General features: G+C 62.4%; 23 protein-coding genes. 7 read left to right on the forward strand and 16 right to left on the reverse strand.

Annotated features, from left to right (window positions below):
* Positions 1 to 412 precede the first annotated feature (412 nt).
* The 3 genes from queF to AC1DLT_RS29205 all read right to left on the reverse strand — a co-directional run bounded on the left by queF (position 413) and on the right by AC1DLT_RS29205 (position 3,513).
* Complete coding sequence (gene queF / locus AC1DLT_RS29195) at positions 413 to 877, reverse strand: preQ(1) synthase (protein WP_247039829.1); 465 nt, start codon at positions 875 to 877, stop codon at positions 413 to 415.
* Complete coding sequence (locus AC1DLT_RS29200; RefSeq protein WP_247039828.1) at positions 874 to 1,791, reverse strand: cation diffusion facilitator family transporter; 918 nt, start codon at positions 1,789 to 1,791, stop codon at positions 874 to 876. Before AC1DLT_RS29200 ends, queF begins: the two co-directional genes overlap by 4 nt.
* A gap of 141 nt (positions 1,792 to 1,932) precedes the next feature.
* Positions 1,933 to 3,513: an MFS transporter gene (locus AC1DLT_RS29205; RefSeq protein WP_477489048.1), complete on the reverse strand. Its 1,581-nt coding sequence runs from the start codon at positions 3,511 to 3,513 to the stop codon at positions 1,933 to 1,935.
* A 183-nt stretch (positions 3,514 to 3,696) separates the two neighbouring features.
* On the opposite strand from AC1DLT_RS29205, the gene AC1DLT_RS29210 reads away from it, so the two are divergent.
* On the forward strand, positions 3,697 to 4,644 hold the full coding sequence (locus tag AC1DLT_RS29210; protein ID WP_477489049.1) for a LysR family transcriptional regulator: 948 nt from the start codon (positions 3,697 to 3,699) through the stop codon (positions 4,642 to 4,644).
* A 45-nt stretch (positions 4,645 to 4,689) separates the two neighbouring features.
* On the opposite strand, the gene AC1DLT_RS29215 is transcribed toward AC1DLT_RS29210, so the two are convergent.
* The 4 genes from AC1DLT_RS29215 to AC1DLT_RS29230 all read right to left on the reverse strand — a co-directional run bounded on the left by AC1DLT_RS29215 (position 4,690) and on the right by AC1DLT_RS29230 (position 8,082).
* Entirely contained in the window at positions 4,690 to 4,992 is a 303-nt protein-coding gene (locus tag AC1DLT_RS29215) for a HigA family addiction module antitoxin (protein ID WP_105429022.1), read from the reverse strand.
* A gap of 27 nt (positions 4,993 to 5,019) precedes the next feature.
* Positions 5,020 to 5,301, reverse strand: coding sequence for a type II toxin-antitoxin system RelE/ParE family toxin (locus AC1DLT_RS29220; RefSeq protein WP_477489050.1), 282 nt, complete (start codon positions 5,299 to 5,301; stop codon positions 5,020 to 5,022).
* Positions 5,302 to 5,387: 86 nt separating this feature from the next.
* Positions 5,388 to 5,891: a GNAT family N-acetyltransferase gene (locus AC1DLT_RS29225; protein ID WP_477489051.1), complete on the reverse strand. Its 504-nt coding sequence runs from the start codon at positions 5,889 to 5,891 to the stop codon at positions 5,388 to 5,390.
* A 1-nt stretch (position 5,892) separates the two neighbouring features.
* A complete protein-coding gene (locus AC1DLT_RS29230) occupies positions 5,893 to 8,082 on the reverse strand; it encodes an anthranilate synthase (RefSeq protein ID WP_038544309.1) in 2,190 nt (729 codons plus the stop codon).
* Between AC1DLT_RS29230 and AC1DLT_RS29235 the strand changes: the two genes are divergently transcribed.
* A complete protein-coding gene (locus AC1DLT_RS29235) occupies positions 8,082 to 8,435 on the forward strand; it encodes a hypothetical protein (RefSeq protein WP_157885154.1) in 354 nt (117 codons plus the stop codon). The genes AC1DLT_RS29230 and AC1DLT_RS29235 overlap by 1 nt on opposite strands.
* Positions 8,393 to 9,592: an extensin family protein gene (locus AC1DLT_RS29240; protein WP_051899777.1), complete on the forward strand. Its 1,200-nt coding sequence runs from the start codon at positions 8,393 to 8,395 to the stop codon at positions 9,590 to 9,592. Before AC1DLT_RS29235 ends, AC1DLT_RS29240 begins: the two co-directional genes overlap by 43 nt.
* A 246-nt stretch (positions 9,593 to 9,838) precedes the next feature.
* On the opposite strand, the gene AC1DLT_RS29245 is transcribed toward AC1DLT_RS29240, so the two are convergent.
* The 4 genes from AC1DLT_RS29245 to putA form a co-directional block, all read right to left on the reverse strand.
* Entirely contained in the window at positions 9,839 to 10,216 is a 378-nt protein-coding gene (locus tag AC1DLT_RS29245; RefSeq protein WP_477489052.1) for a VOC family protein, read from the reverse strand.
* A 216-nt stretch (positions 10,217 to 10,432) separates the two neighbouring features.
* The gene (locus AC1DLT_RS29250; RefSeq protein ID WP_477489053.1) at positions 10,433 to 12,112 is read right to left on the reverse strand and encodes a formate--tetrahydrofolate ligase; all 1,680 of its coding nucleotides are present in this window, start codon (positions 12,110 to 12,112) and stop codon (positions 10,433 to 10,435) included.
* Positions 12,113 to 12,284: 172 nt separating this feature from the next.
* A complete protein-coding gene (locus AC1DLT_RS29255; protein WP_477489054.1) occupies positions 12,285 to 14,516 on the reverse strand; it encodes a TonB-dependent hemoglobin/transferrin/lactoferrin family receptor in 2,232 nt (743 codons plus the stop codon).
* A gap of 484 nt (positions 14,517 to 15,000) precedes the next feature.
* The gene (putA, locus tag AC1DLT_RS29260; protein WP_477482998.1) at positions 15,001 to 18,126 is read right to left on the reverse strand and encodes a bifunctional proline dehydrogenase/L-glutamate gamma-semialdehyde dehydrogenase PutA; all 3,126 of its coding nucleotides are present in this window, start codon (positions 18,124 to 18,126) and stop codon (positions 15,001 to 15,003) included.
* Positions 18,127 to 18,236: 110 nt separating this feature from the next.
* Here putA and AC1DLT_RS29265 point away from each other — a divergent pair, with 110 nt between their 5' ends.
* The 3 genes from AC1DLT_RS29265 to AC1DLT_RS29275 all read left to right on the forward strand — a co-directional run bounded on the left by AC1DLT_RS29265 (position 18,237) and on the right by AC1DLT_RS29275 (position 20,089).
* Positions 18,237 to 18,698: an Lrp/AsnC ligand binding domain-containing protein gene (locus AC1DLT_RS29265; protein WP_038544317.1), complete on the forward strand. Its 462-nt coding sequence runs from the start codon at positions 18,237 to 18,239 to the stop codon at positions 18,696 to 18,698.
* A 216-nt stretch (positions 18,699 to 18,914) separates the two neighbouring features.
* Positions 18,915 to 19,580 carry a helix-turn-helix transcriptional regulator gene (locus AC1DLT_RS29270; protein ID WP_477482999.1) on the forward strand — a complete coding sequence of 222 codons (666 nt, stop codon included), beginning with the start codon at positions 18,915 to 18,917 and terminating at the stop codon, positions 19,578 to 19,580.
* Between the two features lie 38 nt (positions 19,581 to 19,618).
* Complete coding sequence (locus AC1DLT_RS29275) at positions 19,619 to 20,089, forward strand: PAS domain-containing protein (RefSeq protein ID WP_477483000.1); 471 nt, start codon at positions 19,619 to 19,621, stop codon at positions 20,087 to 20,089.
* A 15-nt stretch (positions 20,090 to 20,104) separates the two neighbouring features.
* Here AC1DLT_RS29275 and AC1DLT_RS29280 read toward each other — a convergent pair whose 3' ends face one another.
* From AC1DLT_RS29280 to AC1DLT_RS29300, 5 genes are all read right to left on the reverse strand, one after another.
* Positions 20,105 to 21,253 carry a DUF2333 family protein gene (locus AC1DLT_RS29280; protein WP_477483001.1) on the reverse strand — a complete coding sequence of 383 codons (1,149 nt, stop codon included), beginning with the start codon at positions 21,251 to 21,253 and terminating at the stop codon, positions 20,105 to 20,107.
* A gap of 115 nt (positions 21,254 to 21,368) precedes the next feature.
* On the reverse strand, positions 21,369 to 22,361 hold the full coding sequence (locus AC1DLT_RS29285; RefSeq protein WP_477489055.1) for an IS481 family transposase: 993 nt from the start codon (positions 22,359 to 22,361) through the stop codon (positions 21,369 to 21,371).
* A 79-nt stretch (positions 22,362 to 22,440) separates the two neighbouring features.
* Positions 22,441 to 23,379, reverse strand: coding sequence for a hypothetical protein (locus AC1DLT_RS29290; RefSeq protein WP_477489056.1), 939 nt, complete (start codon positions 23,377 to 23,379; stop codon positions 22,441 to 22,443).
* 111 nt (positions 23,380 to 23,490) lie between these two features.
* Positions 23,491 to 23,937 carry a pseudoazurin gene (locus AC1DLT_RS29295; RefSeq protein WP_477489057.1) on the reverse strand — a complete coding sequence of 149 codons (447 nt, stop codon included), beginning with the start codon at positions 23,935 to 23,937 and terminating at the stop codon, positions 23,491 to 23,493.
* A 160-nt stretch (positions 23,938 to 24,097) separates the two neighbouring features.
* Entirely contained in the window at positions 24,098 to 24,679 is a 582-nt protein-coding gene (locus AC1DLT_RS29300; RefSeq protein WP_038544328.1) for a thymidine kinase, read from the reverse strand.
* 197 nt (positions 24,680 to 24,876) lie between these two features.
* Here AC1DLT_RS29300 and choX point away from each other — a divergent pair, with 197 nt between their 5' ends.
* Positions 24,877 to 25,833, forward strand: a complete 957-nt coding sequence (gene choX / locus AC1DLT_RS29305) for a choline ABC transporter substrate-binding protein (protein WP_038588442.1) — start codon at positions 24,877 to 24,879, stop codon at positions 25,831 to 25,833.
* The last annotated feature ends 6 nt before the right edge of the window (positions 25,834 to 25,839 follow it).

Consider the following 25,839-nt stretch of genomic DNA (forward strand, 5'->3'; position numbering starts at 1 on the left):
ACCCAGGATCGTCGCCATCGTCGCCACCATGCGAAAGCTCCTCACAATCCTCAACGCCATCATCCGGGACAATAAACCATGGCAAAGCGCTTGACGCACAAGACAGTCGCTCTGCCCTGCCGGGCATCTCCCCCACAGGTGGGGAGATCGGCTGGCGGCCTTCTCGTCGCCTTTAATCTGACGTCTCTTTCCCCGCAGCCGTTCTTTGAAAGCGGCGGTCGTGCCGCTTGTGATCTCCCCACCCGTGGGGGAGATGCCCGGCAGGGCAGAGGGGGGCTGGCGGATTCCAACATCAATGTCGATCGGACGCCACACTCGCTCGGTTTTGAAGTGACGGGATGAAAGAGCCTGCCGCACCATCCCGGCGCTCAAAACGCTCCACTGGAGCGTTTTGCCGGCAAGCCGTTACGCCTCACCCACGCCCGCGATACGTCGCGACCCCCTGCTCCGGCAGCCACACGCCTGCCGGCGCCTCGCCCGTCTGCCAGAACACGTCGATCGGGATGCCGCCGCGCGGATACCAGTAGGCGCCGATCCTGAGCCACTTCGGGGCGAGCAGGTCCACGATCCGCTTGGCGATGTAGATCGAGCAATCCTCATGGAACGCGCCGTGGTTCCGGAACGAATGCAGGAACAGCTTCAGCGACTTCGATTCCACCAGGAACCCGTCCGGAATATAGTCGATGACGATATGGGCGAAATCCGGCTGGCCGGTCATCGGGCAGAGCGAGGTGAATTCCGGCGCCGTGAAGCGCACCACGTAATCGGTGCCCTGGTTGCCGTTCGGCACCTTTTCCAGCACCGCAGTTTCCGGGCTCTGCGGGGCTTCCACGTGAGATCCGAGCTGCGAGAGCCCGCTGACATCGGTCATCGTCATTTGCCTGTTCCTTCCACGTCTACCTTCTGTCCATGGGCGCGCTCGCCTTCGGGCTCCACATGGATTGCCAATGTGGCGCCGGCAATACTCGCTTTGATCGCATCTTCCAAGCGGTCACAGATCGCATGCGCTTCTGCGACGCTCATGCCAGCCGGCACGACCAGATGGAAATCGATGAAGACAGCCGCCCCCGCCCGGCGCGATTTCAAGTCGTGGACGCCAAGCGCGCCGACCGAATGGGTGGCGATCGCCTCGCGCACCGCCGCCTCCTCGTCCGGCTCCAGCGCCCGGTCCATCAGCCCGCCGATGGAATGGGCGATCACCTTGTAGCCCTGCCAGAGGATGTTGATCGCGACCAGGATGGCGAGCACCGGGTCGAGGATTGCGTATCCAGTGACAACGGCGAGGACGAGGCCGACGAAGACCCCGGCCGAAGTCACCACGTCGGACATGATGTGCCGGCCGTCGGCTGCCATTGCAGGCGAATAATGGGCGGTGCCGACCCGGATCAGCGTCGTCGCCCAGGCAGCGTTGATGACCGCCGCCAGTCCGTTGATCGCCAGGCCCAGCACCGGCGCATCCGGCAGTTTCGGCGCGAACAGTCCGTCCCAGGCCTCGCTGATGATCAGGAATGCCGCGACGATGATCAGCCCGCCTTCGACGACCGCAGAAATGTATTCCGCCTTGTGATGGCCGAACTGATGGTCATGGTCTGCCGGGCGCTGCGCATAGCGGATGACGAAATAGGCGATGAAGGCGGCGGCGACATTGACGAAGGATTCGAGCCCGTCCGACAGCAGCGCGACGGAGCCCGTCATCCACCAGGCCAGCATCTTCAAGAACATGACGCCGAGCGACAGCGGCATGCCCCAGAAGGCCAGCCGCTCGACGATTTTGACTTCCCTCGCCACCATGTCTTCCTTTTTGCGCGTGCGAATGATTTGCAGGACCGAAGGCCCAAAACGGCGAAACCGCCGCAGCGAGATCGTCTCGCTGCGGCGGTTCCGGATAGCCTGCATATGGCTCAGATGAGCCGGTTTGTCAAAGGCCGTTTGTCAAAGGGCCGGCTGGCGTAATCGGTTCTCGTCGGATCGCGTCGCGGCAGCGGCGGCCAGTTCCGCCTCCTCCGCGATATCCTCCGCCGTCTCCCCTCCCCGCCCGAGGAAGAGGAACACCACGACCGCTGTCAGTGCCGTGATCGCGGTCAGCAGCCACAGGAGCGAGGAGAACCCGTGGCTGTAACCCTGCAGCAGGGCCACCTGTCCCATCGACGGCAGCAGTCCCGCCGCATCTCGCAGGTCGCCGGTCACCAGCCGCTGGGCAATCGCGCCCGCCTGGTCGCCGGCGCCACTGCCGAGGTTCGCGCTGGTGAGCGCCGAAAGCACCGCCGTCACCACCGCAAGCGCCACACCTTCGCCGGCAACCCGCGTGGTGCTGAAAATGCCGGTCGCCATACCGGCTCTTTCCTTCGGCACGACGCTGACGGCGAGACCGTCCATCAGGCCCCAGGGCAGGCTGATGCCGACGCCGATCGTCAGGAGTGGCGCGATCAGCAGTATCGGCTCCGAGCCGACCGGAAACTGGCTGAGCCAGAACAGGCCAGCCGCCGAAATCGCCAGGCCCGCGCCACAAATCGTCGCCGGCGCGAACCAGCGCGTCAGCAGCCCGGCAGCGATCGGCAGGACGAGGAGCGGCCCGGACAGGGCGATCATCATCCGCCCGCCGGCGATCTCGTCCATGCCCTCGATGCCGATGAACCGCACCGGCAGCAGGATGAGCAGCACCACGAATGCATAGGCCGGCGCCGCTGCCAGCAATTGCACGCCGACGAAACGCGGATAACGAAACAGCGTGAGGTCGAGCATCGGTCGCGCCACGGTCCGTTCGATCAGCACGAAGGCGAGGAAAACCAAGACGGCTACCAGAAGCATGACGATGACAAGCGGGTCGCCCCAGCCGCTTTCCGGCGCCTGGAGCACGCCGAAAGTCAGAGCGGTCAGCGCCGCGGTGAAACTGAGCGCTCCCTTCCAGTCGAGACCGGAAGCATCGGGATCGCGCGATTCCCGCATGAAGATTGCGCCGAGTATCAGTGCCACCGCCGCCAGCGCAACGACCAGCAAGAAGATTGCCGGCCAGCCGAACATGGCGATCATCCATCCAGACGCGATCGGTCCGAAGGCGAGCCCGATGCCGAAACTGGCGCCGACGATGCTGAAAGCCCTGAGCCGCGCCGCGCCGTCGAATTCCTGCGCGAGCGACGCCATGCCGCCGGAAAAGGCGGCTGCCGCGCCGATGCCCTGCAGCGCCCGCAGCACATCGAACCAGACGATATCGCCCGCGAAGGCGAGACCGATCGAAAACAGCGCGAAGATACCCAGGCCGCTCAGGAAAATTCGCTTGCGCCCATAACTGTCGGCGAGCGCGCCGGCGGCCATCAGCGTGCTGCCGAAGGAAAGCATGAAGGCATTGGTGGCCCAGTTGAGGGCAATCGGGCTGCCGCCGAGCGCACGGCTGATGGCGGGCAGGCCGACGGCCGTGCCGGTGAAGGTGAGCGGCATAGCGGCCGCCGCGCAGCAGACTGCGAACAGAACGAACAGCCGTCCGGCCGCCGTTGCAGCATGTGTGTTGTCTCTCATATCCGAGATTCCGCTGTGTTGGAGCAAAAAGAAAGGCTGGCGGCCTGGGAGAAGCCGTCACCCAAACCGATCCGGCCGGAAGGGTATCGATTGACCAACACAAGATAGTTTTGACACAATGATTAGAAAATCCTCCGTCTGTTCCTTATATGACGGAAGAAAACGCTCGAATGGGAGATGGTTATGGATCGCCTGGGTGGACTGACGGCCTTCGTGCGCACCGCTGATCTCGGCAGTTTCGTTGCAGCCGGCCGCGTGCTCGGTCTTTCGGCTTCGGCGGTCGGCAAGGCCGTCACCAATCTCGAAAAGGATGTCGGCGTCCGGCTTTTCCAGCGCTCGACGCGCAGCTTGCGCCTGACCGAAGAAGGCCGGCTGTTCCACGAACGCTGCCGCCGCGTGCTCGACGACCTCAACGATGCCGAAGCCTCGCTGGCAAGCGCCATCGCCGTGCCGCGCGGAAAACTCAGGGTCAGCGTGCCGATCGTCACCTATCATCTTCTGCTGCCGGTGCTGCCGGAATTCGTCGAGCGTTACCCCGAGATCGAACTCGATCTCGATTTCAACGACCGGGTCGTCGACCTGATCGACGAAGAGGTCGACGTGGCGATCCGCAGCGGCAACCTGCCGGACTCGCGGCTGATGTCACGGACACTCAGGCCTTTCCAGATGCTTCTCTGCGCCGCGCCTTCCTACCTGGAACGCCACGGCACTCCCGAATGCCCGCGCGAGCTCGACGGCCATCTGGCGATCCGTTTCCGCTATCCGAACAGCCGCAAGATCCAGGATTTGCCGATCACCCTGCCGCCCGAAGGCGCCGAGCCGCACCTGCGCACGGCGCTCACCTGCAACAACATGGAGGCGCTGCGCCACACGGTCATCGCCGGCCTCGGCATCGGCTGCATGCCGGATTTCCTGGCAAGGGCACCCGTCGCCGACGGCCGGCTGCGGACCATCCTCGACGAACACCTCAACGCCCCCGGCCAGTTCCACCTCCTCTGGCCCTCCAGCCGGCATCTGTCGCCGAAGGTCCGGGTGCTGGTCGATTTTTTGAGCGAGAAGCTGTTTGCGGAGAGGTGCGAGAGATTGCCGGCGGCGGCGGAGGCTTCGCTGCTGGCGGATGCCGCTGAATGATCCCGAGTTAGTCAGATCGACACGATCTGCGTATGGGAAAGGCTATTACGCAGCCGCTTCGTATTCAGGAATATGTTCGAGTTCGTCCTTGAGGTTCTCGGCCTCGATCTTAAGATCGAAACTGTTCTGCAGATTCATCCAGAATTCCGGAGAGGTCTTGAAGAACTTGGCTAACCGCAACGCTGTATCTGACGTGATCCCGGTCTTCTGCGCCACGATCCGCTCGATGCGGGTGCGTGGAACGTTGAGCTTCTTGGCAAGCGCATAGGGCGTCATCTCCAGCGGCTCGAGATAGAGATCACGCAGGATCTCGCCGGGATGGATCGGCGGAAGGTTGCTGACGCTCATAACGGTCTCCTGTGTGCCATGGTTGGCTTAGTGATAGTCGGCAATCTCGACCTCCTCCGGCCCAGCTTTGGTCCAGACGAAGCAAATCCGCCACTGCTTGTTGATGCGGATGGAATGTTGCCCTTCCCGATCGCCCGAAAGTTTCTCCAGGCGATTGCCTGGAGGGGAACGGAGGTCTTCCAGAGAGGTGGCCGCATTCAACACCGTCAGCAGTTGCTGGGCGCGACGAACAAGATCGGGAGGGAAACCTTTCCTGACCGTACCGTTATCGATCGAGCGCGTAAGCTTGTCTTTGTACGATCGAATCACGGTTGGCCTCCCGATGAACGTATCATAGAGAGATACCAACAAAAATCAATGGAAAGGTATCATCTATTGATACATTTCCTGCCTTGTTACCCGAACACCACAGCCATCCCGATGCTGTCGATATACCGCCCGTCGATCCTCACCGCGTCGCGCGCCAGGCCCTCGCGCACGAAGCCGACCTTTTCATAGAGCGCGATGGCGCGCAGGTTGTCGGCGTGCACATGCAACTCGACGCGGTGGAAGCCGCGGTCTCGGGCCTGCCCGACCGCGGCGCGGATCAGCCGCGTGCCGAGCCCCTTTTCGCGATAGCCGGGGATGATGCCCATGCCGAGCGTGCCGCAATGGGCATGCGTCGGCTGGGGATACCGGCGGATGTCGCACCAGCCGACCACGTCGCCGCCGGCAACGGCGACGACCTGCGGATGGCCGTTCTCGATCATGTCGAGCACGAATGTCCGCACGCTTTCGAGCGGCGGCGCCTCCAGGAAGGTCAGATATTTCCGCTCGCGCGAGACCGTGTCGAGCGCCTTGTGGAAGCTCTCGATATGGTCCTCGCGGATAGAGTCGATCGCGATGGCTTCGGCCGACACCTTACGCCGCCTTGGTCTTTGCCCGCCGCGACAGATGTGCCACGACGTTTTCGATCATCCGCATGCCGGCATCGCCCCCGAGCGTCATGATTGATTCCGGGTGGAACTGCACGGCCGCCACCGGCTCCTTGACGTGTTCAATGCCCATGATCGTGCCGTCTTCGCTTTCGGCGGTGATCATGAAATCCGGATGCAGCGTCTTCGGATCGGCGAAGATCGAGTGGTAGCGCCCGACGGTCACCTCCTTGGCAAGCCCTGAGAAGACGATGCCCGGCTCCAGGACGCGAATGCGCGAAGGCTTGCCGTGCATCGGCAGCGCCAGGTGCCTCAATTCGCCGCCATAGGCTTCGGCCAGCGCCTGCAGGCCGAGGCAGACGCCGAAGATCGGCAGGCCTTTCGAGCGCGCCATCTTGATCGTCGCCTTGCAGTCGAAATCCTTCGGATTGCCGGGCCCGGGCGAAAGCACGACGAGGTCCGGATCGAAGCGGTCGAACACCTCTTCCGGCACCGGCGTACGCACGGTCGACACCGTAGCCCCCGTCTGGCGGAAGTAGTTGGCGAGCGTATGGACAAAACTGTCCTCGTGGTCGACGAGCAGGATCTTGACCCCTTGGCCCACCCGCGCCACGTCGCGGCCAGCCTTGGCCGCATTGCCGGCCTTTGCATCACGGATCGCTGTCAGCATAGCGGACGCCTTCAGTTCGGTTTCTGCCTCTTCCTCGTTCGGATCGCTGTCGTTGAGCAGCGTCGCGCCGGCGCGCACCTCGGCAATGCCGTCCTTGATGCGGATGGTACGCAGCGTCAGGCCGGTATTCATGTCGCCGTTAAAGCCGACCATACCGATCGCCCCGCCATACCAGGCGCGCGGGCTCTTTTCGTGGTTCTCGATGAAGCGCATAGCCCACAGTTTCGGGGCGCCGGTGACGGTGACGGCCCAGGCGTGGCTGAGAAAGCCGTCGAACGCGTCCATGTCGGGCCTGAGGCGCCCTTCGATATGGTCGACGGTATGGATGAGCCGCGAATACATCTCGATCTGCCGGCGGCCGATCACCTTCACCGAGCCAGGCTCGCAGACGCGGGATTTGTCGTTGCGGTCGACATCCGAGCACATGGTGAGTTCGGACTCGTCCTTCTTGGAATTCAGGAGCTTGAGGATCTGTTCCGAGTCGGCGATCGGATCTTCGCCACGCTTGATCGTGCCCGAAATCGGGCAGGTCTCGATGCGCCGGCCCGACACTCGCACGAACATTTCCGGCGAGGCGCCGACCAGATATTCCTGATGGCCGAGATTGATGAAGAAGGAATAGGGCGATGGATTGATCGCCTTCAGCCGGTTGGAGATTTCCGAAGGCTTCGAGTCGCAGCGCTCCATGAACTTCTGCCCCGGCACCACTTCGAACAGGTCGCCGCGGCGGAAACTTTCCTTCGCCTTGGTGACGAGGGCCGCATATTCGCCGGGCCGATGGTCGCCCTTCGGCGGTATCGTATCATTGCGCTGGAAGGGATCGGGTGCGATCTCCTGGTCCTTGCCCTCGGTGGTCACGCCATCCTTGGAAAAGTCGTAGCGATCGATCCAGGCCTTGGCCGCATGATGGTCGACGACGAGGATTTCATCCGGCAGGAACAGGACCATGTCGCGCTGGTCTTCCGGACGCTGCATCGAAAGCTTGATCGCATCGAACTGGAAGGCGATGTCGTAACCAAAGGCGCCGAACAGGCCGATCGCCGAATCCGCTTCCGAATGGAACAGGTCGACGATTGCCCGCAGCACGGAAAACACCGTCGGCATCTTCGAGCGCTCTTCCTCGGTGAACACGCGCGTCGGCTCGTTGACGGTGAGGTCGAGGCGCCGGTCCGTCCGTTCCCCGAGCGTCAGCTCGGCCACCGTCTTCAGCTTGTCCGCGACAAAACCGAGCAGCACCTCGCCGCGGCCGTTAAAGGCCTCGATCCACACCCGGCGGCCATTCGAAGAGATGCCGAGCGGGGGATCGGCGATCGCCGTATCCCAGCGGGTATAACGGCCCGGATATTCGTAGTTGGAAGAAAATACCGCGCCGCGCCGCTCGTCGAGCCTGTCGACATAGGAGGAGATCGCATCCGCATAGGGTGCGGCGCGCCGCTGGCGGCTGACCGCAATCCCGCCCCTTGTCTCGTAGACTTCCGAACCGTCATCCCGAATGATCGTTACCATTGTCCTGCCTCTCCAATGTCTTTGCCCGGGTGCCTGCGGCGGATAACAAAAAAGCCGCCTCGGGTTCCGGGCGGCTTGTGGTCTTGTCGATGGACATGACTGGTCAAGGCCGCGTTGAGCGTGCCGGCCACCAGTTAGCAATGGTCATCGAGTTCATCATGGGCCGAATTGTTAGCTGGGGTTTTCGAGCCGCGCAAGCGAATTTCCACGAGCCGGAAACAGAATTCTGGCGCTGCGATGCGACCAAAACCGGAGAGACGCGTTTAGCGTCCCGCAAGGATCGAAGAAACGCAGCCGAGAAGGATACGGCATGCAGCATCCGTGGATCGCAATTCTCGCAGGCCTGCCCCTGATCATCGGAGCCGGGCTGCCGCCCGAAAGACCGATATCCCAACACTCCAACGTCCCGCCCGGCGTCGTGGAAGTGAACTTCCTGACCCGCCTTCTGCAGGACGGATCGCATGATCGCGCACCGCGCCGCCGCGCGTCCCCGCGATCACAGGGACGCACTGCAATTCCCGAACCGCCGGCGCTGGCAAACGTTCCCCTGCCAATCCCGAAGCCCGTCGAAGAGGTGCAGAAACCGACCGAGGCGCCTCAGCAGGCGGAGCGCCCCGCCGAAAAACCCGCCGTTCCCGAGACACCGGCACCGGTGGCGCAGAACCGGCCCAACGGAAATCCGGCCGAAAATCCTGAAAAGCCGCCCGTTGTCGAGCAACCCGGCACGGCTTCCGAGCCGGCCCATGAGGCCGAAGTTCCGAAGCCCCTGCCAAAGCCGGGCGCCACGGCCGCCGAGGCGCAGCCGATTGACAAACCTGGCCAGGCGGCGACGCCCGAAACGGATGCGGCAAAGCCGGAGACCAAGCAGAGCGAAACCAAGCCGGACGGCAAGCAACCGGACGAGCAGAAGGCAGAAGCCCCTCCGCCACCTCCGCCGCCACCGCTTGTCAAGGAAGACCCCGAAGAGCTGAAGGCTTGCCTTGCCGAGCTCACCTCGCTCGGCGCGAAATTCGAAGCCACCGATCCGATCGACGAGGGCAATGGCTGCGGCATAGAGAGCCCTATCGACGTTGCCACAGTGCTGCCGGGGGTCGAGGTCGGCGGTGCGACGATGCGCTGCAAGACGGCGGTCAGCCTGGCGCATTGGCTGAAGGACACGGTTCAGCCGGCGCTCAACATCGCCATGCCGGGCCGCAGGATCACCGGGCTGGTGCCCGGCTCCACCTACGCCTGCCGCCTGCGCAACAGCGCCTCGACCGGCAAAATTTCCGAACATGCCCGCGGCAACGCCTTCGACGTCGCCGCGTTCAAGCTCGACAACGGCGAGAAGCTGGAGATGAAGCCTAGGGCCGAGGACTCGACCATGGAAGGCGCCTTCCAGCGCACCGCTACTGCCGGCGCCTGCCTCCACTTCACCACCGTCCTGTCACCAGGCAGCGACGCGGCCCACCAGAACCATCTGCATCTCGACGTTCTGGAGCGGAAGGATGGATATCGGTATTGCCGGTAGGCCGTCTGCCGCCCGCCACAACGCACGCATACCGGCTACGCGGACGTTGAGATTGAGACGACGGCGCGGTAGGTTGAATGAGCCTGAGGATGCGCCGGATCTGAAATTCATGCCGGCAGCCGAGGGATAGCGGCCCCTCATCCGCCTGCCGGCACCTTCTCCCCGCAAGCGGGGAGAAGGAAATACGCCGCACCGTCTCCGCTTCTCCTATACCCCTCAGGGCGCGTCTGAGGGCCAATCGCCGCTCTAACCCCGCCAGCCTACCTCGATCATCACCCGGCCGGGCGCCAGGCAATAGAACAGGTAGCCGCCACGCATCTCGCGTGGCTCCCCCACCAGTTCGGCATCGCCATCCTTCAGTTCCCGATAAAGCCTGTCGACCTCGCCTTTCTCCGGCTGGATGAAACCGAGATGGTAGGTGACGACCCCGAGCGCCTGCTGCTCGGCGCCGCCGAATTTCTCGACCGGGTGGCTGACGACAATTTCGAGGCCGGCATCGTCGGTAAGAATGGCAAGGCTGTTCCCACCGCGCGTCTCACGGAGAGTCAGGCCGAAATGCCGGACGAGGAAGGCAGTGGTTGCCGCAACGTCGGGCACGTGGATATCGATATGGTTCATACGCATCGTTTTCTCGCAAGGTTACCCCGGCGGAACGCGACGCGGAAAAGGCCACGAGAATCCGCCGAGAGCGGCACGGGATGTGCCGTTTCTCGTCGCGGGTTCTCAACGGTGGACCGAAGGATCAGAGCTTCCTTGCGGAAGGGGCCGTGCTTACCATATCCGGCCCTGCCTTTTTCGACGGACGAGCTTTAACACAAGGCGGCTCGAGCGCTCAAGCCCTCAGAACAACCCCTCCACGAAACCATCCTCGTTCAGAAAGATGCGTTCCGCGGACGGCACGCGCGGCAGACCGGGCATGGTCATGATCTCGCCGGTGATCGCGACGACAAAACCGGCACCGGCCGAAAGCCGCACTTCGCGCACATGCACGATGTGACCCTCCGGCGCACCGCGCAAGGCGGGGTCGGTCGAGAAGGAATATTGCGTCTTGGCGATGCAGATCGGCAGGTCGCCGTAACCCTGCTCCTCCCAGGCCTTCAACTGGTCGCGCACGCCCCGGTCGGTAGTGACTTCGCCGGCATGATAGATCTTCGAGGCGATGATCTCGATCTTTTCGAGGAGCGGCAGGTGATCGGGATAGAGCGGCTGGAATTTCGCCTGGCCGCCCTCGGCAAGCTCGACCACCTTGAGGGCAAGCTCCTCGATGCCGGCGGACCCTTCGGCCCAATGCCGGCAGACAATGCCATCGGCGCCGTGCCGCGCTGCGTAGTCCTTGACGGCGGCGATCTCATCCTCCGTATCCGAGGTGAAATGGTTGATGGCGACGACCACCGGCACGCCGAATTTCCGCACATTGGCGATATGGCGGCCGAGATTGGCAGCACCCCGCTTCAGCGCCTCGACATTCTCCTGGCCCAGATCCTCTTTTTTCACCCCGCCGTTCATCTTCAATGCCCGCACGGTGGCGACGATGACGGCCGCATTCGGCTTCAGCCCCGCCTTGCGGCACTTGATGTCGAAGAATTTTTCAGCGCCGAGATCGGCCCCGAAACCCGCTTCCGTCACCACATAGTCGCCGAGCTTCAAAGCCGTGCGCGTGGCGATCACCGAATTGCAGCCATGGGCGATATTGGCGAACGGCCCGCCATGCACGAAGGCCGGATTGTTTTCGAGCGTCTGCACCAGGTTCGGCTGCATCGCATCTTTCAGGAGTACCGTCATCGCCTTGTCGGCCTTGAGGTCGCGGGCAAACACCGGCGAGCGGTCGAACCGGTAACCGATGACGATGTCGCCGAGCCGCCTTTCGAGGTCCTTGAGGTCGGCCGCCAGGCACAGGATCGCCATCACTTCCGAGGCGACGGTGATATCGAAGCCGCTCTCGCGCGGAAAACCGTTGGCGACGCCGCCGAGCGATACGACCGTCTGGCGCAGCGCCCGGTCGTTCATGTCCATCACCCGCCGCCAGCTGATCCGCCGGGTATCCATGTTCTCGGCATTGCCCCAGTAGATATGGTTGTCGATCATCGTCGACAGCAGGTTATGGGCAGACGTGATGGCGTGGAAATCGCCGGTGAAATGCAGGTTGATGTCTTCCATCGGAATGACCTGCGCATACCCGCCGCCGGCCGCTCCACCCTTGACCCCGAAGCACGGCCCGAGCGACGGCTCGCGCACGCAGATGACGGCTCGTCTGCCGATCCGGTTCAGCCCGTCGCCGAGGCCCACGGTCGTGGTCGTCTTCCCCTCGCCCGCCGGCGTCGGGTTGATGGCGGTGACGAGGATCAGCTTGCCGTCGCGCCGGTCGGAAAGCGACGCGATGAACTCCGCCCCGACCTTCGCCTTGTCATGACCGTAGGGAGCGAGCGCCTCGACGGGAATCCCGAGCTTCGCGCCGATCTCCACGATCGGCTTCTTTTTCGCGGCGCGTGCGATTTCGATGTCGGATTTGACCTCTGCCATAGCTTCGCTCCCCCAAGTGCTTTCGGATCAAACATGTCCTTGGGGTTATGGTTAGCGAAGGAAAGGCTATGTGAATAGCCGCAACCGGATAGCTGCCGGGAGCGTGCACAAGGAAAAGGGCGGCGCGATCGCTCGCACCACCCTTCTCAGGCGCCCCGCCCCTTTGTCCGGATCAGAATCGCTGGGTCAGCGAGACTTTGAACGACCGGCCCGGTTCGGAGTAGTAGTCTGCGGTGGCCGCCGGTACCGTCGTGCTCTTGTTGTTGAGTGCGTCCCAATACTTCTTGTCGAACAGGTTGTAGATGCCGGCATTGATGCGCAGGCCTTTGACTTGCTCGGGCTCCCACCATGCCGTCAGGTCGACAAGCCCGTAACCCGCTGCCTTGTAGGTTGCGCTGGACTTGTAGGAAACGTTGCCGACACCTGTCCACAGCACGTCGACGCCCCAGGTCTCTGTCTCGTACCCTGCGCCGACGATTGCCTTGACCGGTGCGACGGAAGCGAGGTGGGTGTGGTTGACGAGATCGATACCGCGTGTGAATGCCAGCCCGGCGCGGACGTTGAAGCCGCTGTCGAAGCGCTTATGAGCCGAGAACTCTGCCCCGAAGATCTCGACCTTGGACAGGTTGATCTGCTGCTGGAAGAATTGGTAATCGAGCGGGTTGAGACCACGAGCGATGATTTCCGCAGCCGTCAGGTTCCGCCCATCGATGAAGTTCTTATAGCGGGTATAGAAGAAGTTCATCGAACCGCCGAAATTGTCGTCGCCCAGGCGTGAGCCCACTTCGAACCCGCTGCTGGTCTCCGGCTCCAGATCGGGATTGCCGATCGACGCGTAGCTGCCGACGCTTCCATAGCTCAGATAAAGCTCGGTCGCCGTGGGCGAACGGAAGCCCATCGCCCATTGGGCGAAAAGCGTGACGTCATCATTAAGCTGGTATTCGGCCAGCAACTTGGGTGAAAATGCGCTATCCTGCGAACCGCCCGGCATGGAAGGGTTGGATGCGTTATTCGTGAAGGAAGGGGTGTTCCTCGGCGAATGATCATACCAGTCGAAACGCAGGCCTGGCGTCAACGAAAAGCCGCTGTCGCCAAACGTCATGCGGTCTTGGGCGTAGATGCCGATCTTGGTGCTGTCCACATCCGGCATATCCGCTTGATTGGTGTGCAGATTGGCGCACCCCGCGAAGACACCAGCATAGGGCGGCGCGGCCGGGCATGAGTCGACGCCCGCGGAATATTGCTCTGCCCTCGACAGGAAGAGGTTCGTGCCGAGCGTAAAGACGTGGTCGACCGTTCCCGTCCGGAAGTTGTTGTCCAGGAAGCCGGTAAAGCCGACGCCGGCTTCTTCTATCTGGTTGTCGCGCGTGTAGACGCCGGGAACTGTCGTAAAGCGGAACGAATCCTGGGTAAGCGCCCGCTCCTGACGCTGCCAGTAAAGCGTCGCCTGCGCAGCGTCGATCAGTCCGTCAGTGCTCGGCGCGTCGTATTCGTAGTCGAGCGAAACGCGTGTGCGGCGGTTTTCTTCGCCGGATTCGTGGTTTCCGGGACGATAGTTGCCGGTCAACGTCTGCGCCTGGCGCAAATCGATATCCTTCTCGGTCGAGAAACGCTCAGCGGTGAAGCCGAACCGATGACCGGATTCGGTATCCTGACGCAGCTTGAACAGCAGGTTGCTCTGATCATAGTCGGCCGGATTGGTCGCCGTGCGTGTCGGGCCGAAGCCCCCGACCGAACCGTGGTTCTGGCGCTCATGACCCTTCTTGTAGGTACCCAGAAACATGATCGAGGTGTTCTCGATCTTCTTGGCGACCGCGGCGCCTCCGTACCAGCTCTTGTCCATGCTGTCATAACCGGTGCCGACCTTGCCGCCCCAATCCTTGCCTTCGCCGATGAGGTCTTCCGGCTCCAAGGTGCGAACGAGAAGCGCGCCACCGAGCGCCCCGTCGCCTATGCGGCTCGAATCCCCGCCCTTCACGACATTGACTGCCGTCAGCGCAAAGAAATCCATGGTATCGGCGCCGCCGCTATTGCTGCGCGCGTTGTCACGCAGGTAGGTCAACGGAATACCGTCGACGAGTGTCGTGACACGGCTGCCTTCCAGACCGCGGATGTTCAACGAGTTCGTCGCACGGCTGAAGTTCACGCCCGGATCGATCGTGCGGCCCAGGTCCTCGATGCTGCGGATCTGCTTGTTGTCGATCTGCGCTTCGGTGGTTTGCGTGGCGAGCGGCGTGCTTTCGGGATTCCCCGCCTTCAGCCGTTTCCCCTTGAGCACGATCGGCTTCAGCGTCGTGTCCGTCTGCGGCCGGGTAGCCTGCTGGGCGGCCGCGCCGCAGGCGAGGGAGAACACCGCGAGCGCGGTGCAGGTGGCAAGGGTGGATCGCAGACGTCGCGTGACCATGACTGTCCTTTCAACAGGGCACACGAAACCGTCGGCGCGTATCAACGCACCGGAAAGGCGGCGGCCCTTTTCAATTCTGGCAAGATTGTGGCGGGAGGCAGAAAGTGCCTTATTCATGCCATTAGAAAACATGAGTGTTATTGTCAATTATTAAAACATGACTCGAATGATCATATTTATGCGAGCACAGTTCCCTGGCAAAAATACAACAGGGGGAATGCAAGAAGGCCCGGATCGCTCCGAGCCTTTTGGTTCTGGGTAGTCGCGCCGTCCGCGGGGGGCAAGAGATGGTCTGCCGTATCTGGCTCCAAAACGCCCCCGGCGCTTCGCTTTCGCTCCGCGCGTTCGTCACTGCAATCGATTCACTGGATCGATTGCTCCGGCTGCGCCGGACCGTTCCTGCTCCCGGCGCCTCGCTTGGGCTCGGCGCGTTCGACGCTCAAAACGCTCCACTGGAGCGTTTTGCCGGCTGCGCCGTCGCGTCTCACCCCTCCCCGATCGCGATCAGGCTGGCGTTGCCGCCGGCGGCAGCGGTGTTGACCGAGATCACCTGCTCTTCGGCAAACCGCATCAGGTAGGCCGGCCCGCCCGCCTTGAAGCCGGTGCCGGAAAGGCCGGAGCCGCCGAAGGGCTGGGTGCCGACCACGGCGCCGATCATGTTGCGGTTGACATAGACATTGCCGGTGTCGAGCGCCTCCGTCACCTTGCGGATCGTCGCCTCGATGCGGCTGTGAATGCCGAGCGTCAGGCCGTAACCGGTGGCGTCGATCGCCGAAAGCACCTTGTCGAACTCCTTCGCCTTCCAGCGCACCACATGCAGGACCGGGCCGAACACTTCCTTGGTCAGCACTGCGGCGCTGTCGAGTTCGATGATGTGGGGGGCGAAGAAATTGCCGGTCTGCGGCGCCTCCCCCCCGGCGTAACGTATCTTCTGCTTTCTCGCCCGCATGTCCGCGACGTGATCGGCCAGCATTTGTCTCTGGTTCTCGTCGATGATCGGCCCGACATCGGTATTCTGTTTCGCCGGGTCGGCGAGATTGAGCTCGGCCGCCGCCCCCTCGATCATCTTCAGCATGCCGTCGGCGATATCCTCCTGCAGGAAGAGGATGCGCAGCGCCGAACAGCGCTGGCCGGCGGAGCGGAACGCCGAAACGACCACGTCGTCCGCCACCTGTTCCGAAAGTGCCGTCGCATCGACGATCATCGCGTTGATGCCGCCGGTCTCGGCGATGAAAGGCACGATCGGCCCGTCCTTGGCGGCCAGCGCCCGGTTGATCGCGTGCGCCGTCTTCGTCGAACCAGTGAAGGCGATACCGGCGAGCTTGCGATGCGCAGTGATCGCCGAGCCGACATCCGGGCCGCCCGGCACCAGTGCCAGCACTTCGGCCGGAACGCCTGCCTGGTGGAACAGCTTGATCGCCTCATGGGCGATCAGCGGCGTTTGTGGCGCCGGCTTTGCGACGACCGTATTGCCGGCCACCAGCGCCGCCGAAATCTGCCCGAGGAAAATCGCCAGCGGGAAGTTCCACGGCGAAATACAGCCGAACACGCCGCGGCCGCGCCAAAAATGGCGGTTGTCCTCGCCGGTCGGTCCCGGCATCGTCGTGGGCATGGCGAATAGCTCCCGGCCCTTGTCGGCGTAGTAGCGGCAGAAATCCACCGCCTCGCGGATTTCGGCAATCCCGTCATCCAGCGTCTTGCCGGCCTCGGCGGCCAGCAGCGCCAGCAGCCGGTCGCGGTTTTCCTCCATCAGCCCGGCGGCTCGCTCCAGGCAGGCAGCGCGGATTTCCACCGGCTGGCGCGACCAGGCCCGGAAAGCCTTGGCCGCAGCCGTGAAGGCTGCATCCACATCGGCCGGCGTCGCATCGCGCACGGTGCCGACGATCTTCGAACGATCTGAGGGAGACCGAACCGGCTTTTCCTCCGCCTTGGAGGTGACGCCTGCTACCAGCGGCCCCGCCTTCACCTCGCCCCACGGCTTGGAAACGCTGGCCATCAGCCTTTCGAGCTCGACCCGGTGGCCGAATTCGAAACCGGCACTGTTCTTGCGGCGGCCGTAGATGTCGGAGGGAAGCGGGATCTGCTTATGCCGGGCGCTGATTCCGTCATCGAGGCCGAGCCGCGCCGACGGCCGTTCCAGCAGCTTTTCGACTGGTACCTGTTTGTCGCCCGCAACCGCCACGAAGGAGGAGTTGGCGCCGTTTTCCAGAAGCCGGCGGACGAGATAGGCAAGCAGGTCGCGATAACCGCCGACCGGCGCATAGATGCGGCAGGCGATCCGGTCGTTGCTTTCGAGCAGGTCGTCGTAAAGCGCCTCGCCCATCCCGTGCAGCCGCTGGAACTCGAAGCCCGTGCGGTCGGGGCCGGCAAGTTCCAGGATAGTCGAGACGGTCAGCGCGTTGTGGGTGGCAAATTGCGGAAAGATCCGCGCCCGCTTGGCGAGAAGCTGCTGGGCGCAGGCGAGATAGGCAAGGTCCGTCGCCGGTTTGCGGGTCCAGACCGGATAGTCCTCGATTCCCCGCTCCTGCGCCCGCTTCACCTCGGTGTCCCAATAGGCGCCCTTGACGAGCCGCACCATCATCCGTCGGCCATGCATGGTGCAGAGCTGGTCGATATAGTCGATCACCTGGGGCGCCCGCTTCTGATAGGCCTGGATCGCCAGGCCGAACCCGTCCCATCCGGAAAGCGACGGATCGGAGAAGGTGGCGGCGATCACGTCGAGCGACAGTTCCAGCCGGTCGGCCTCTTCCGCGTCGACGGTGAAGTTGAGCTGGTGTTCCTTGGCCATCCGGGCGAGATCGAGAAGGTCAGGCACCAGTTCCGCCATCACCCGGTCATGGTGGGTGGCGAGGTAGCGCGGATGCAGCGCCGAAAGTTTGACGGAAATGCCCATCCGGTCGGGAAGCTGCCTGCCCTTGCCGTGTTTTTTCATATGCGCACCGATCGACTGGATCGCGTCCGCATAGGAGCGGAAATAACGCTTGGCGTCTTCTGCCGTGCGGGCGCCCTCGCCCAGCATGTCGAAGGAATGGCGGTACCCTTTCTCCTCGCTCTTGGCGGCCCGGACAAGCGCATCCTTCATCGTCTCGCCGAGCACGAAGTGGTGGCCGAGGAAACGCATCGCCTGCTTGGTGGCGGTGCGCACGGTCGGCAGGCCGACGCGCTTGACGAGACCGCGCAAAATTCCCTCGGGCGTCTCGCCGGGGCCTATGACGCGCGCCGAAACCGCGAGCGCCCAGGCGGAGGCCGACACGAACCAGCTTTCGCCGGAAGCCTCATGGGTGCTCCAGCCACCTTCGCGCAGCTTGTCCTCGATCAGCCGGTCCTGGGTCAGGGCATCGGGCACGCGCAGCAGCGCCTCGGCAAGCACCATCAGCGCCAGCCCTTCCCGCGTCGAAAGCCCATACTCGCGCAAAAAATCCTCGACACCGCCGACCTTGCCGGCCCCGTCGCGGATGGCATTGATCATCCGCCGCGCCCGCTGGTCGATCGCCGCATCCTGCGCCGAGGTAAAGCTGGTGCGGGCGGCGAACTGCCGGATCAGCCGGTCGTCGTCGCCGGCATAAGGCGCATTGAAGGGAATAAAGGGCTCGGTCAGAATCTGGCTCATATGCATCTCCGTTTCATTCTCCCCATAGCTGGAATTTCGTGGAGATTTCGGCGGATCTTTATGGCATTAACGAGATATCTCACGGCAATTTCAGCAAGATGTAGCGAAATATGAAAGACATCGACCGTCTCGACCGAAAAATCCTCCGGGCGCTCCAGAAAGAGGGGCGCCTGAGCAATCTCGAGCTCGCCGATCGCGTCTCGCTTTCTCCAACGGCGACCGCCGAACGGGTCAAGCGGCTGACCCGCGAAGGATACATCACCGGTTATAGCGCTTTGCTGTCGCCGGAAAAGCTCGGGCGCAATCTGCTCGTCTTCGTACAGGTCAAGCTCGACCGCACCACGCCCGACGTTTTCGACGCATTCGCCGCCGCGGTGAAGCGCAGCGACGACGTGATGGAATGCCATATGGTGGCAGGCGGCTTCGATTATCTGGTGAAGGCACGCGTCGCCGGAATGGAAGCCTACCGGCAGTTCCTCTCGGAGGTGATTCTCCCGCTTCCGGGGGTCAGGGAAACCCACACCTATGCCGTCATGGAGGAAATTAAGGGAACCGGATATATCCCCGTATAAATCTTGACCCCGTAACTCCATGAATTCATGGAAATAAAGTGAGCCTATATCGGAAACCATCCTGGTTTCCGTTGCAGTGCACGAAATTTCGCTGGCTATTCAAACCGATTTGTATATTTGTTAACGATCACATAAATCACCTGTCTGCTCGCCCGCATGATCACTTTGGAACGGCAATCGATTCTGAACAGCGAGATTTCCGCCGCGGATTCGCGATTGGAAATATTTGCTGCGATGAAGCGCGTTGCCCACGAGTTCGGGTTTCGCCACATCACGCTTTTCGCTGCCACCAGAGCGGACGAGACGCTTTTGTCGCGGATGATCGTCGAGACGACGCTGCCGGTAAGCTATGTCCAGGAATTTGACCGCCGTCGGCTTCTGAAGCTTTGCCCGGTCGCACCGATCATCTCGAAATCGGCCCTTCCCTATTGTTGGTCGATCGACGATCCCGAAAGCGTGCGCGGTTTCCCGGTGCCGGTCGAGATGGACGAGTTGCAGCGCCGCTACGACATCATCACCAGCGTCGCGATGGCAGTGCATTCGATCGATGGCGGCCGCTTCATGCTGCGCTTCGACGGCGTCCGGCATCGGCTGAGCCAGATGGAGCTCAACGAGATCGGCATGATCGTGCTGCATGCCTTCGATGTCTTCGACAAGATCCGCCGAAGTGCCAGGACCGGTACCGCTGGCCCCCTCACCACCCGCGAGCTGGAGGTCGTCCGCTGGACGGCACAGGGCAAGACATCGTCCGAAATCGGACGGATTCTCTCGCTCTCGGACCACACCGTTAACGCATATATGACCAATGCCATAAAGAAACTGGATTGCGTCAACCGCACCCAGTTGGTAGCTAAGGCTCTGAGATTGAGACTCATAGTGTGAGGTTGGGGCGTTATCTCCCGGCCTATGGGAGAAAAAGATTGACGTTTTGGGTCGAACACACCGAAAAACGCGTCAATACTCAATACAAGGAAGTGGGGCTCTCGGCCGACGAGGTGGTGGAACTCGCCTCGGCCTTCCGTTTCTACGGTTACTGGCGGATCGACCTGGATACCGGCCACTTCTTCGCGACCGAAGACGTCTGCCGTATCTTCGGACTGGAGCCGAAGAACGGTCCTTTGAACTTGGTTGCCCTCACCGCGCGCATCCATCCCGACGACATGCCGCAACTGATGGAAACCTTCGAGCGCGCCAGCGGCGAGCGCCTGACCTACCACAATATCTATCGTATCCGAGCCGATGCGGAGGACTACAAATATGTTCGCAGCGTCGGCAAATTCCGCGACAAGCCGGGCACGAGTGGCGAGGTCGTCGGCATGACCTATGAGTTCTTTGCCGAACGTCCCGGCGTGACGTTCTTTCTCGACGAGCCAAGCCTTCCGAAAACCTGACCGGTACCGGCCGGCTTACCGGTCGAGCACCGAGCGCAATTCCACCAGGTTCGAGCGAACCCTGAGCGTGTAGAAACCCATCACCGCCAGATGGCTCGGCATGATCCAGCCGTCCTCGCGGCCGTTGGAGATGATCGCCGGCTGGATGCGCAGCGCCGACTTGAACTGCGACAGCGTATCGGTCCACAGCGGCCCGATATTACGCTCGCGGATCACCTGGGAAAAATCCGCCCCTGCCGCTGCAAGCACCGCATAATAGCCGTAGAGCTGGCCGTAGGCGAACCAGAAGCGGTCATCGGCGCGCGTATCGAACCAGCCGGCATTATAGTTCTCCGAGCGCTCCCGCAGGATCGCCGACGTGCCGCCGAGATCGTTGGCGATCCGGTCGATGAACTGGATCAGGTTGTCGGCGCGGCCGTCGAAGGTCGCGTTGCAGGAGGTCAGATCGGTATTGAACGCCCTCAGCTTGCTGATCGCCGCGCGATAATAGCTTGGGGTCGGGGTCTTCGGCCCAAAGGGGCTGAGCCCGAAATACCAGGAAAATTCGTCGAACTGCAGGTTGCCACGGGCGTCCTGGAGGTTGTTGTTGATGCTCGACGTGCCGCGCACGCGCCCAAGCGAATCGACGAGTTCCGTTGCGGTGCGCCGTACCGCCTGATTGACGCCCCGCTGGAAGGAAGCCTTGTTGTCGAGGAAAGGCGTGTGATCCCAGTCGATGCCGAAGAACCCGAGCCGGTAGAGCAGCATCGAGGAAATCCAGGCATTCTGGTTGACGTTCATGTCGGTGAGATCGGCGGCGGCATCGACGATCGCCGACGACTGGCATTGTTTCGCGCCGGTCGCCGGAGCGGTCGCGTTGGCGCTTGCAGGGGCCGTTGCCGGCAGTTCCTGGCCGGCCGGCACGTTGCGCTCCGACCAGCGGTAGCTGTCGACGAAATTCGGGTTGAAATTGGTCCAGACCTGCGTCTGCCAGAAGAAATAACCGTAGAGCCCGATCATCAGCACCAGGAAGGCGAGGATCGGGCCCTTCACCATCCAGTGACGCTGACGGTACCACCCATGTGCGGCCATGAACGGCCAGACGATCCAGGCGATCAACAGCCCTATGCCTCGCCCGACGGCCTGGCCGATCCCTTGAAAGAAGGCGGTAATCCGGTCGAGCATCGCTGTCTCCTCGTGAGGCGGGGTGCATCCGATTGGGCTTGGCTCACACATATGTGCTCGGCGTCACAAGCACAACGGGGCGCAGCGTTTCGTCGCAACCGCAAGAAACGAATGCCTAGCTGTTTAGTCCCGGCATTTGATGGAGCGGATTGAGGGTGAAGCGTTCGGGCTGTGAAGTCCATGCTTTGCAAATGAACTCGTAAGGCGTGAGGCCGTTGAGGGTCTTAAGCCTGCGGCCAAAATTGTAAGCGGCGACGAAGTCGGCGAGGTGCTGACGAAGTTGATTGTGGCTTTCATAGTAGAAGCGCCTGACGGTGGCATCCTTGATGGTTCGGTTCATCCTCTCGACTTGACCGTTGGTCCACGGATGCTTCGGCTTGGTCGTGCGGTGCTCGATATCGTTGGTGGCGCAGGTGTATTCGAAGGCATGGGCCCAGAAGCGCTCGCCATTGGCGATCGCTTCTTTGATCAGCGGCACAGCCGACCCTCCAGCGCCGGGCGTGGTAAACTGGATCCCGTTGTCGGTGAGCACGGTGTGGATCTTGTAGGGGACGGCTTCAATCAGGCGTAGGAGGAATTCGCGCGAGATGGCGGTGGTGGCCTTCTCGTGCAATTCAACGAAGGCGAACTTCGATGTGCGGTCGATGGCGACGAACATGTGCAGCTTGCCCTGTTCGGTGCGCACCTCGGCGATGTCGATGTGGAAGTAGCCGATCGGGTAGCTCTTGAACTTCTTCACCGCCGGCCTGTCGCCTTCAACATCCGGCAGACGGCCGATGCCGTGGCGCTGCAGGCAGCGGTGCAGCGAAGACCGTGTCAGATGCGGGATTGTCGGCTGCAGCGCGTAGAGGCAGTCATCGAGTGGCAGCAGGGTATAACGTCGGAAAGCGACGATGACCGCTTCTTCCTCGACCGAGAGAACTGTCGATCTCGGTTCCTTCGGGCCGGTCGGAAGGTCCGTGACTGAGGTCCGCTTCCGCCACTTGGCAACGGTCTTCTGATTGATCCCGTAACGCTTCGAAAGCGTCCTCAGGCTCTCTTGACTATGCTGTATCGCTCGACGGACTGCCTCTGTCGTCGTGGCGCTCCCATGAAGAACCTGGCCCATAGCGCATCCTTTGATTCGCAAGACAAGAATGCCCCATCAAAGCCTGGGATCAAACACCTAGCCGGCTTCTCGACGGGACCTATCGCGACCGGACGAGCTTGAAGCCGGCAATCGTCGGCAGTCGAAAGCCGTCTTGCCCGCCACCGGCTTTTGCCGCCTCCCCGGGGACCTCGGCGGGAAATCGCTCGGCAAAGGCCTGGTCGGCGCGATGCCGCCGCCGGTCGAGCCCGTGCAATGTCAGCATGCCGTTTGCGAAACGCCCGACCTCGGGCACCAGATGCGGAAAAAGTTCGGGCTTCAGGCCGGCATCGCCATGCCCCCCGGCATCGGCAACCACCCGGTAGAGGATGAGCAGGTTTTCCGTATCGCCGATCAGCTTGTGCAGGAGGATGTTGCAGGTGCCTATCCGCGCGTTCAATCCTGCGACAAAGTCCTGAAAGAGCTGGATCGCCGGCTCCGTGCGGCCGACCAGGTCCGTGCCTGTCATCGCAACACCGTCCTCGCCGCGCAGCTTTTCGGTGATCTCCGGGCGGTGGTCGATGAAGGTCACCAGGTCGCCTTCGCTCTCCCTGCGTTGTCCAATCAGGAAATCCCGCTCCTGCCGCACCAGACCGACAAGCAGGTCGGCGCGCCGCAGGAGCTCAGCCAGCCGGTTGAGCGGCGCCGGGCTGCGCCAGCGCGCCCGCTGCCGGCGATGTTTGGCAGCCCCGGAAACGTAGCCGATCAGCGTTTCCAAGCGCGTCGGCACCTCCCGATCGTCGAATTCCTGGGCGCAGATGCCGATCTCTGCTGCCAGATCTGTGACCAGCCGAGCCGTTGCCGACTCGATCGCCTTCCGCTCGGGCCGTTCCGCCGTCAGCCGCTCGGCTTCCGCCGCCAGCTTCTCCTCGTCCGGCAGGGCGAGATCCCGCGCGGTTTCGGAAAGCAGCGTTGAAATCGGCCCGAGCGCATCACCCATTGCAGCCAGAACGTTGCCGATCCGCTCGATCTCGCTGTCGAAATTCCCAGGTGCCGCCACGCCCATTCTCCCGCCGTCTGAGGACCAAGATAACGCCGCTGCAGAATTATGCCACGCCGTCCCGGCTCGATTGCCGGAAAAATCGGAAGGCGGCAAAAAGTCCTGGAAGGATCAGAGCTTCAGCTTGGCGATCTCCGCATCAAGCCGGTCTTTTGCCTTTTTCGGCATCTTGGCAGCCTTCACCGCGTCGAGATTGGCCGGCGCGTCGCCGACGACGATCACCGCGACCATGCCCATGCCGAAATGCGGCGTGCATTTGAAGACGTAGACGCCCGGCTTGTCGGCGGTAAAGGAAACTTCCTGGCTGATCTTGCCTTTGATTTCGGCCACCCCTTCCGGCACTAGGCCGGGCATCGAAACCACGTCATGCCCCTTGTCAACCGGCACGAACTTGATCGTATCGCCCGGCTGCGCCTTCACGGCCGCCGGCTCGAACACCATGGCCTCGCCGTCGCTGCCCTTGTTGAGCATCTTCACCTCGATTTCGGCGGTGAAGGCCGGCAGGGCGAACAGGGCGAGGCTGGTGGCAAGGGTAAAGGTTTTGGTGGTCTTGCGCATGCGGGGAACTCCTGCTTGGAACCACCGCCCCGTCAGGCCGGGACGTTTCGGATGTGATACATAAATATGTTTCCGGCCGCAGACTTTGACCAGCATCAATTTTGCCGCGCCGCCGCCGTCTTCCGTTGCGTACGGTGAACGGAGGTTTAAATTCCGAGCATCAATCGCAATGCATCTGATCTTCCCAATGCCGCCGGCAGAGCGAAACATATTTTTCGCTGCCGCCGACATCGACCTGGGCACCTTCGCGCACCAGCTTGCCGTCCTCGTCGAGCCTCACCACCATGGTCGCCTTGCGCCCGCAATGGCAGATGGTGCGCACCTCGCGCAGCTCGTCGGCGATCGCCAGCAGTTCCAGCGAGCCGGGAAACAGCTTGCCCTGGAAATCGGTCCTCAAGCCATAGGTCATTACCGGGATGCCCACCCGGTCGGAAATCCGGGCGAGCTGCCAGACCTGCTCGGGCGACAGGAACTGCGCCTCGTCGACGAACACGCAGGCGATCGGCTCCTCCCGGTGCATCGCCTCGATGCCCATAAAGAGATCGTCGGACGGCTCGAAGGGAATGGCGTCGGAGGAAAGCCCGATCCGCGAGGCCACCCGGCCCCGGCCGGCGCGGTCGTCCAGCGACGCCGTGAAGATCGCCGTGCGCATGCCGCGCTCCCGGTAGTTATAGGAAGCCTGCAGCAGCATGGTCGACTTGCCGGCGTTCATGGTCGCGTAGTGGAAATAAAGCTTGGCCATATCTGCCTTCTGATCGCGATCGGGATTCGAAAAAAGCGGGTTTTGCCGAAAACCACAGGAAACTGTAGACTGCGCAACGCTGGGCGAGAAAGTCACAAATGTCGCAAATGCACCCCATTGTCCGCCGCGAATGCGCGCGCTTGCCTCGTCGCAGCATATATTGATAATGGCGGGAACCAAAAAAACGGGAGCAGCCCATGCGCATGACTACCTCACTGAAGACCACGCTCGTCGCTGCCGCATCGATCCTCGCGATCGTCGGCACGGCATCTGCCGCCGAACCGGAAGCCTGCAAGACCGTCCGAATCTCGGATGTGGGCTGGACCGACCTTGCCTCGACCAACGCATCCTTCATCCAGGTCCTCGAGGCCCTCGGCTACAAGGCCGACGTCAAGACCCTCGGCGTCCCGGTCACCTATTCTTCGATGAAGAACAAGGATATCGACCTCTTCCTCGGCAACTGGATGCCGGCGCAGAAGGACGCGCTGCAGCCTTATCTCGACGACAAGTCGATCGAGAGCGTCGCCGTCAACCTTGAAGGCGCCAAGTACACGCTCGGCACCAATGCCGCCGGCGCCAAGCTCGGCATCAAGGACTTCAAGGACATCGCCACCCACAAGAAAGAACTGGACGGCAAGATCTACGGCATCGAGCCGGGCAACGAAGGCAATGGCATGATCGTTTCGCTGATCGATGCCAACACATTCGGCCTCAAGGGTTTCCAGGTCGTCGAATCCTCCGAGCAAGGCATGCTGACCCAGGTCACCCGCGCCGACAAGGACAGCAAGCCGGTCGTCTTCCTCGCCTGGGCGCCGCATCCGATGAACGTCGCCCATGAGATCACCTATCTCGCCGGCGGCGACGCCACCGTCTTCGGTCCTAACTACGGCGGCGCGACGGTCTATACCGTGGCGCGCGGCGGTTTTGTCGCCCAATGCCCGAATCTCGGCAAGCTGCTCAAGAACGTGAAGTTCTCGCTCGACATGGAAAACACCATCATGGGCAAGATCCTCAACGACAGCGAGGATGCCAACGCCGCGGCCAAGACTTGGCTGAAAGCCAATCCGAAGGTCATCGAGCCGTGGGTTGCCGGCGTCACCACCTATGACGGCAAGGACGGCCTTGCCGCCGTCAAGAAGGCACTCGGCCTCTAACAGTCC

It is taken from the genome of Neorhizobium sp. 05N33, from assembly GCF_056397445.1.

Bases quoted from the DNA above. Each gene is read 5' to 3' on its own strand.
- queF (WP_247039829.1), bottom strand. From the start codon at position 877: ATGACGATGACCGATGTCAGCGGGCTCTCGCAGCTCGGATCTCACGTG.
- AC1DLT_RS29200 (WP_247039828.1), bottom strand. From the start codon at position 1,791: ATGGTGGCGAGGGAAGTCAAAATCGTCGAGCGGCTGGCCTTCTGGGGC.
- AC1DLT_RS29205 (WP_477489048.1), bottom strand. From the start codon at position 3,513: ATGAGAGACAACACACATGCTGCAACGGCGGCCGGACGGCTGTTCGTT.
- AC1DLT_RS29210 (WP_477489049.1), top strand. From the start codon at position 3,697: ATGGATCGCCTGGGTGGACTGACGGCCTTCGTGCGCACCGCTGATCTC.
- AC1DLT_RS29215 (WP_105429022.1), bottom strand. From the start codon at position 4,992: ATGAGCGTCAGCAACCTTCCGCCGATCCATCCCGGCGAGATCCTGCGT.
- AC1DLT_RS29230 (WP_038544309.1), bottom strand. From the start codon at position 8,082: ATGGTAACGATCATTCGGGATGACGGTTCGGAAGTCTACGAGACAAGG.
- AC1DLT_RS29240 (WP_051899777.1), top strand. From the start codon at position 8,393: ATGCAGCATCCGTGGATCGCAATTCTCGCAGGCCTGCCCCTGATCATC.
- AC1DLT_RS29245 (WP_477489052.1), bottom strand. From the start codon at position 10,216: ATGCGTATGAACCATATCGATATCCACGTGCCCGACGTTGCGGCAACC.
- AC1DLT_RS29250 (WP_477489053.1), bottom strand. From the start codon at position 12,112: ATGGCAGAGGTCAAATCCGACATCGAAATCGCACGCGCCGCGAAAAAG.
- AC1DLT_RS29255 (WP_477489054.1), bottom strand. From the start codon at position 14,516: ATGGTCACGCGACGTCTGCGATCCACCCTTGCCACCTGCACCGCGCTC.
- putA (WP_477482998.1), bottom strand. From the start codon at position 18,126: ATGAGCCAGATTCTGACCGAGCCCTTTATTCCCTTCAATGCGCCTTAT.
- AC1DLT_RS29265 (WP_038544317.1), top strand. From the start codon at position 18,237: ATGAAAGACATCGACCGTCTCGACCGAAAAATCCTCCGGGCGCTCCAG.
- AC1DLT_RS29280 (WP_477483001.1), bottom strand. From the start codon at position 21,253: ATGCTCGACCGGATTACCGCCTTCTTTCAAGGGATCGGCCAGGCCGTC.
- AC1DLT_RS29285 (WP_477489055.1), bottom strand. From the start codon at position 22,361: ATGGGCCAGGTTCTTCATGGGAGCGCCACGACGACAGAGGCAGTCCGT.
- AC1DLT_RS29295 (WP_477489057.1), bottom strand. From the start codon at position 23,937: ATGCGCAAGACCACCAAAACCTTTACCCTTGCCACCAGCCTCGCCCTG.
- AC1DLT_RS29300 (WP_038544328.1), bottom strand. From the start codon at position 24,679: ATGGCCAAGCTTTATTTCCACTACGCGACCATGAACGCCGGCAAGTCG.
- choX (WP_038588442.1), top strand. From the start codon at position 24,877: ATGCGCATGACTACCTCACTGAAGACCACGCTCGTCGCTGCCGCATCG.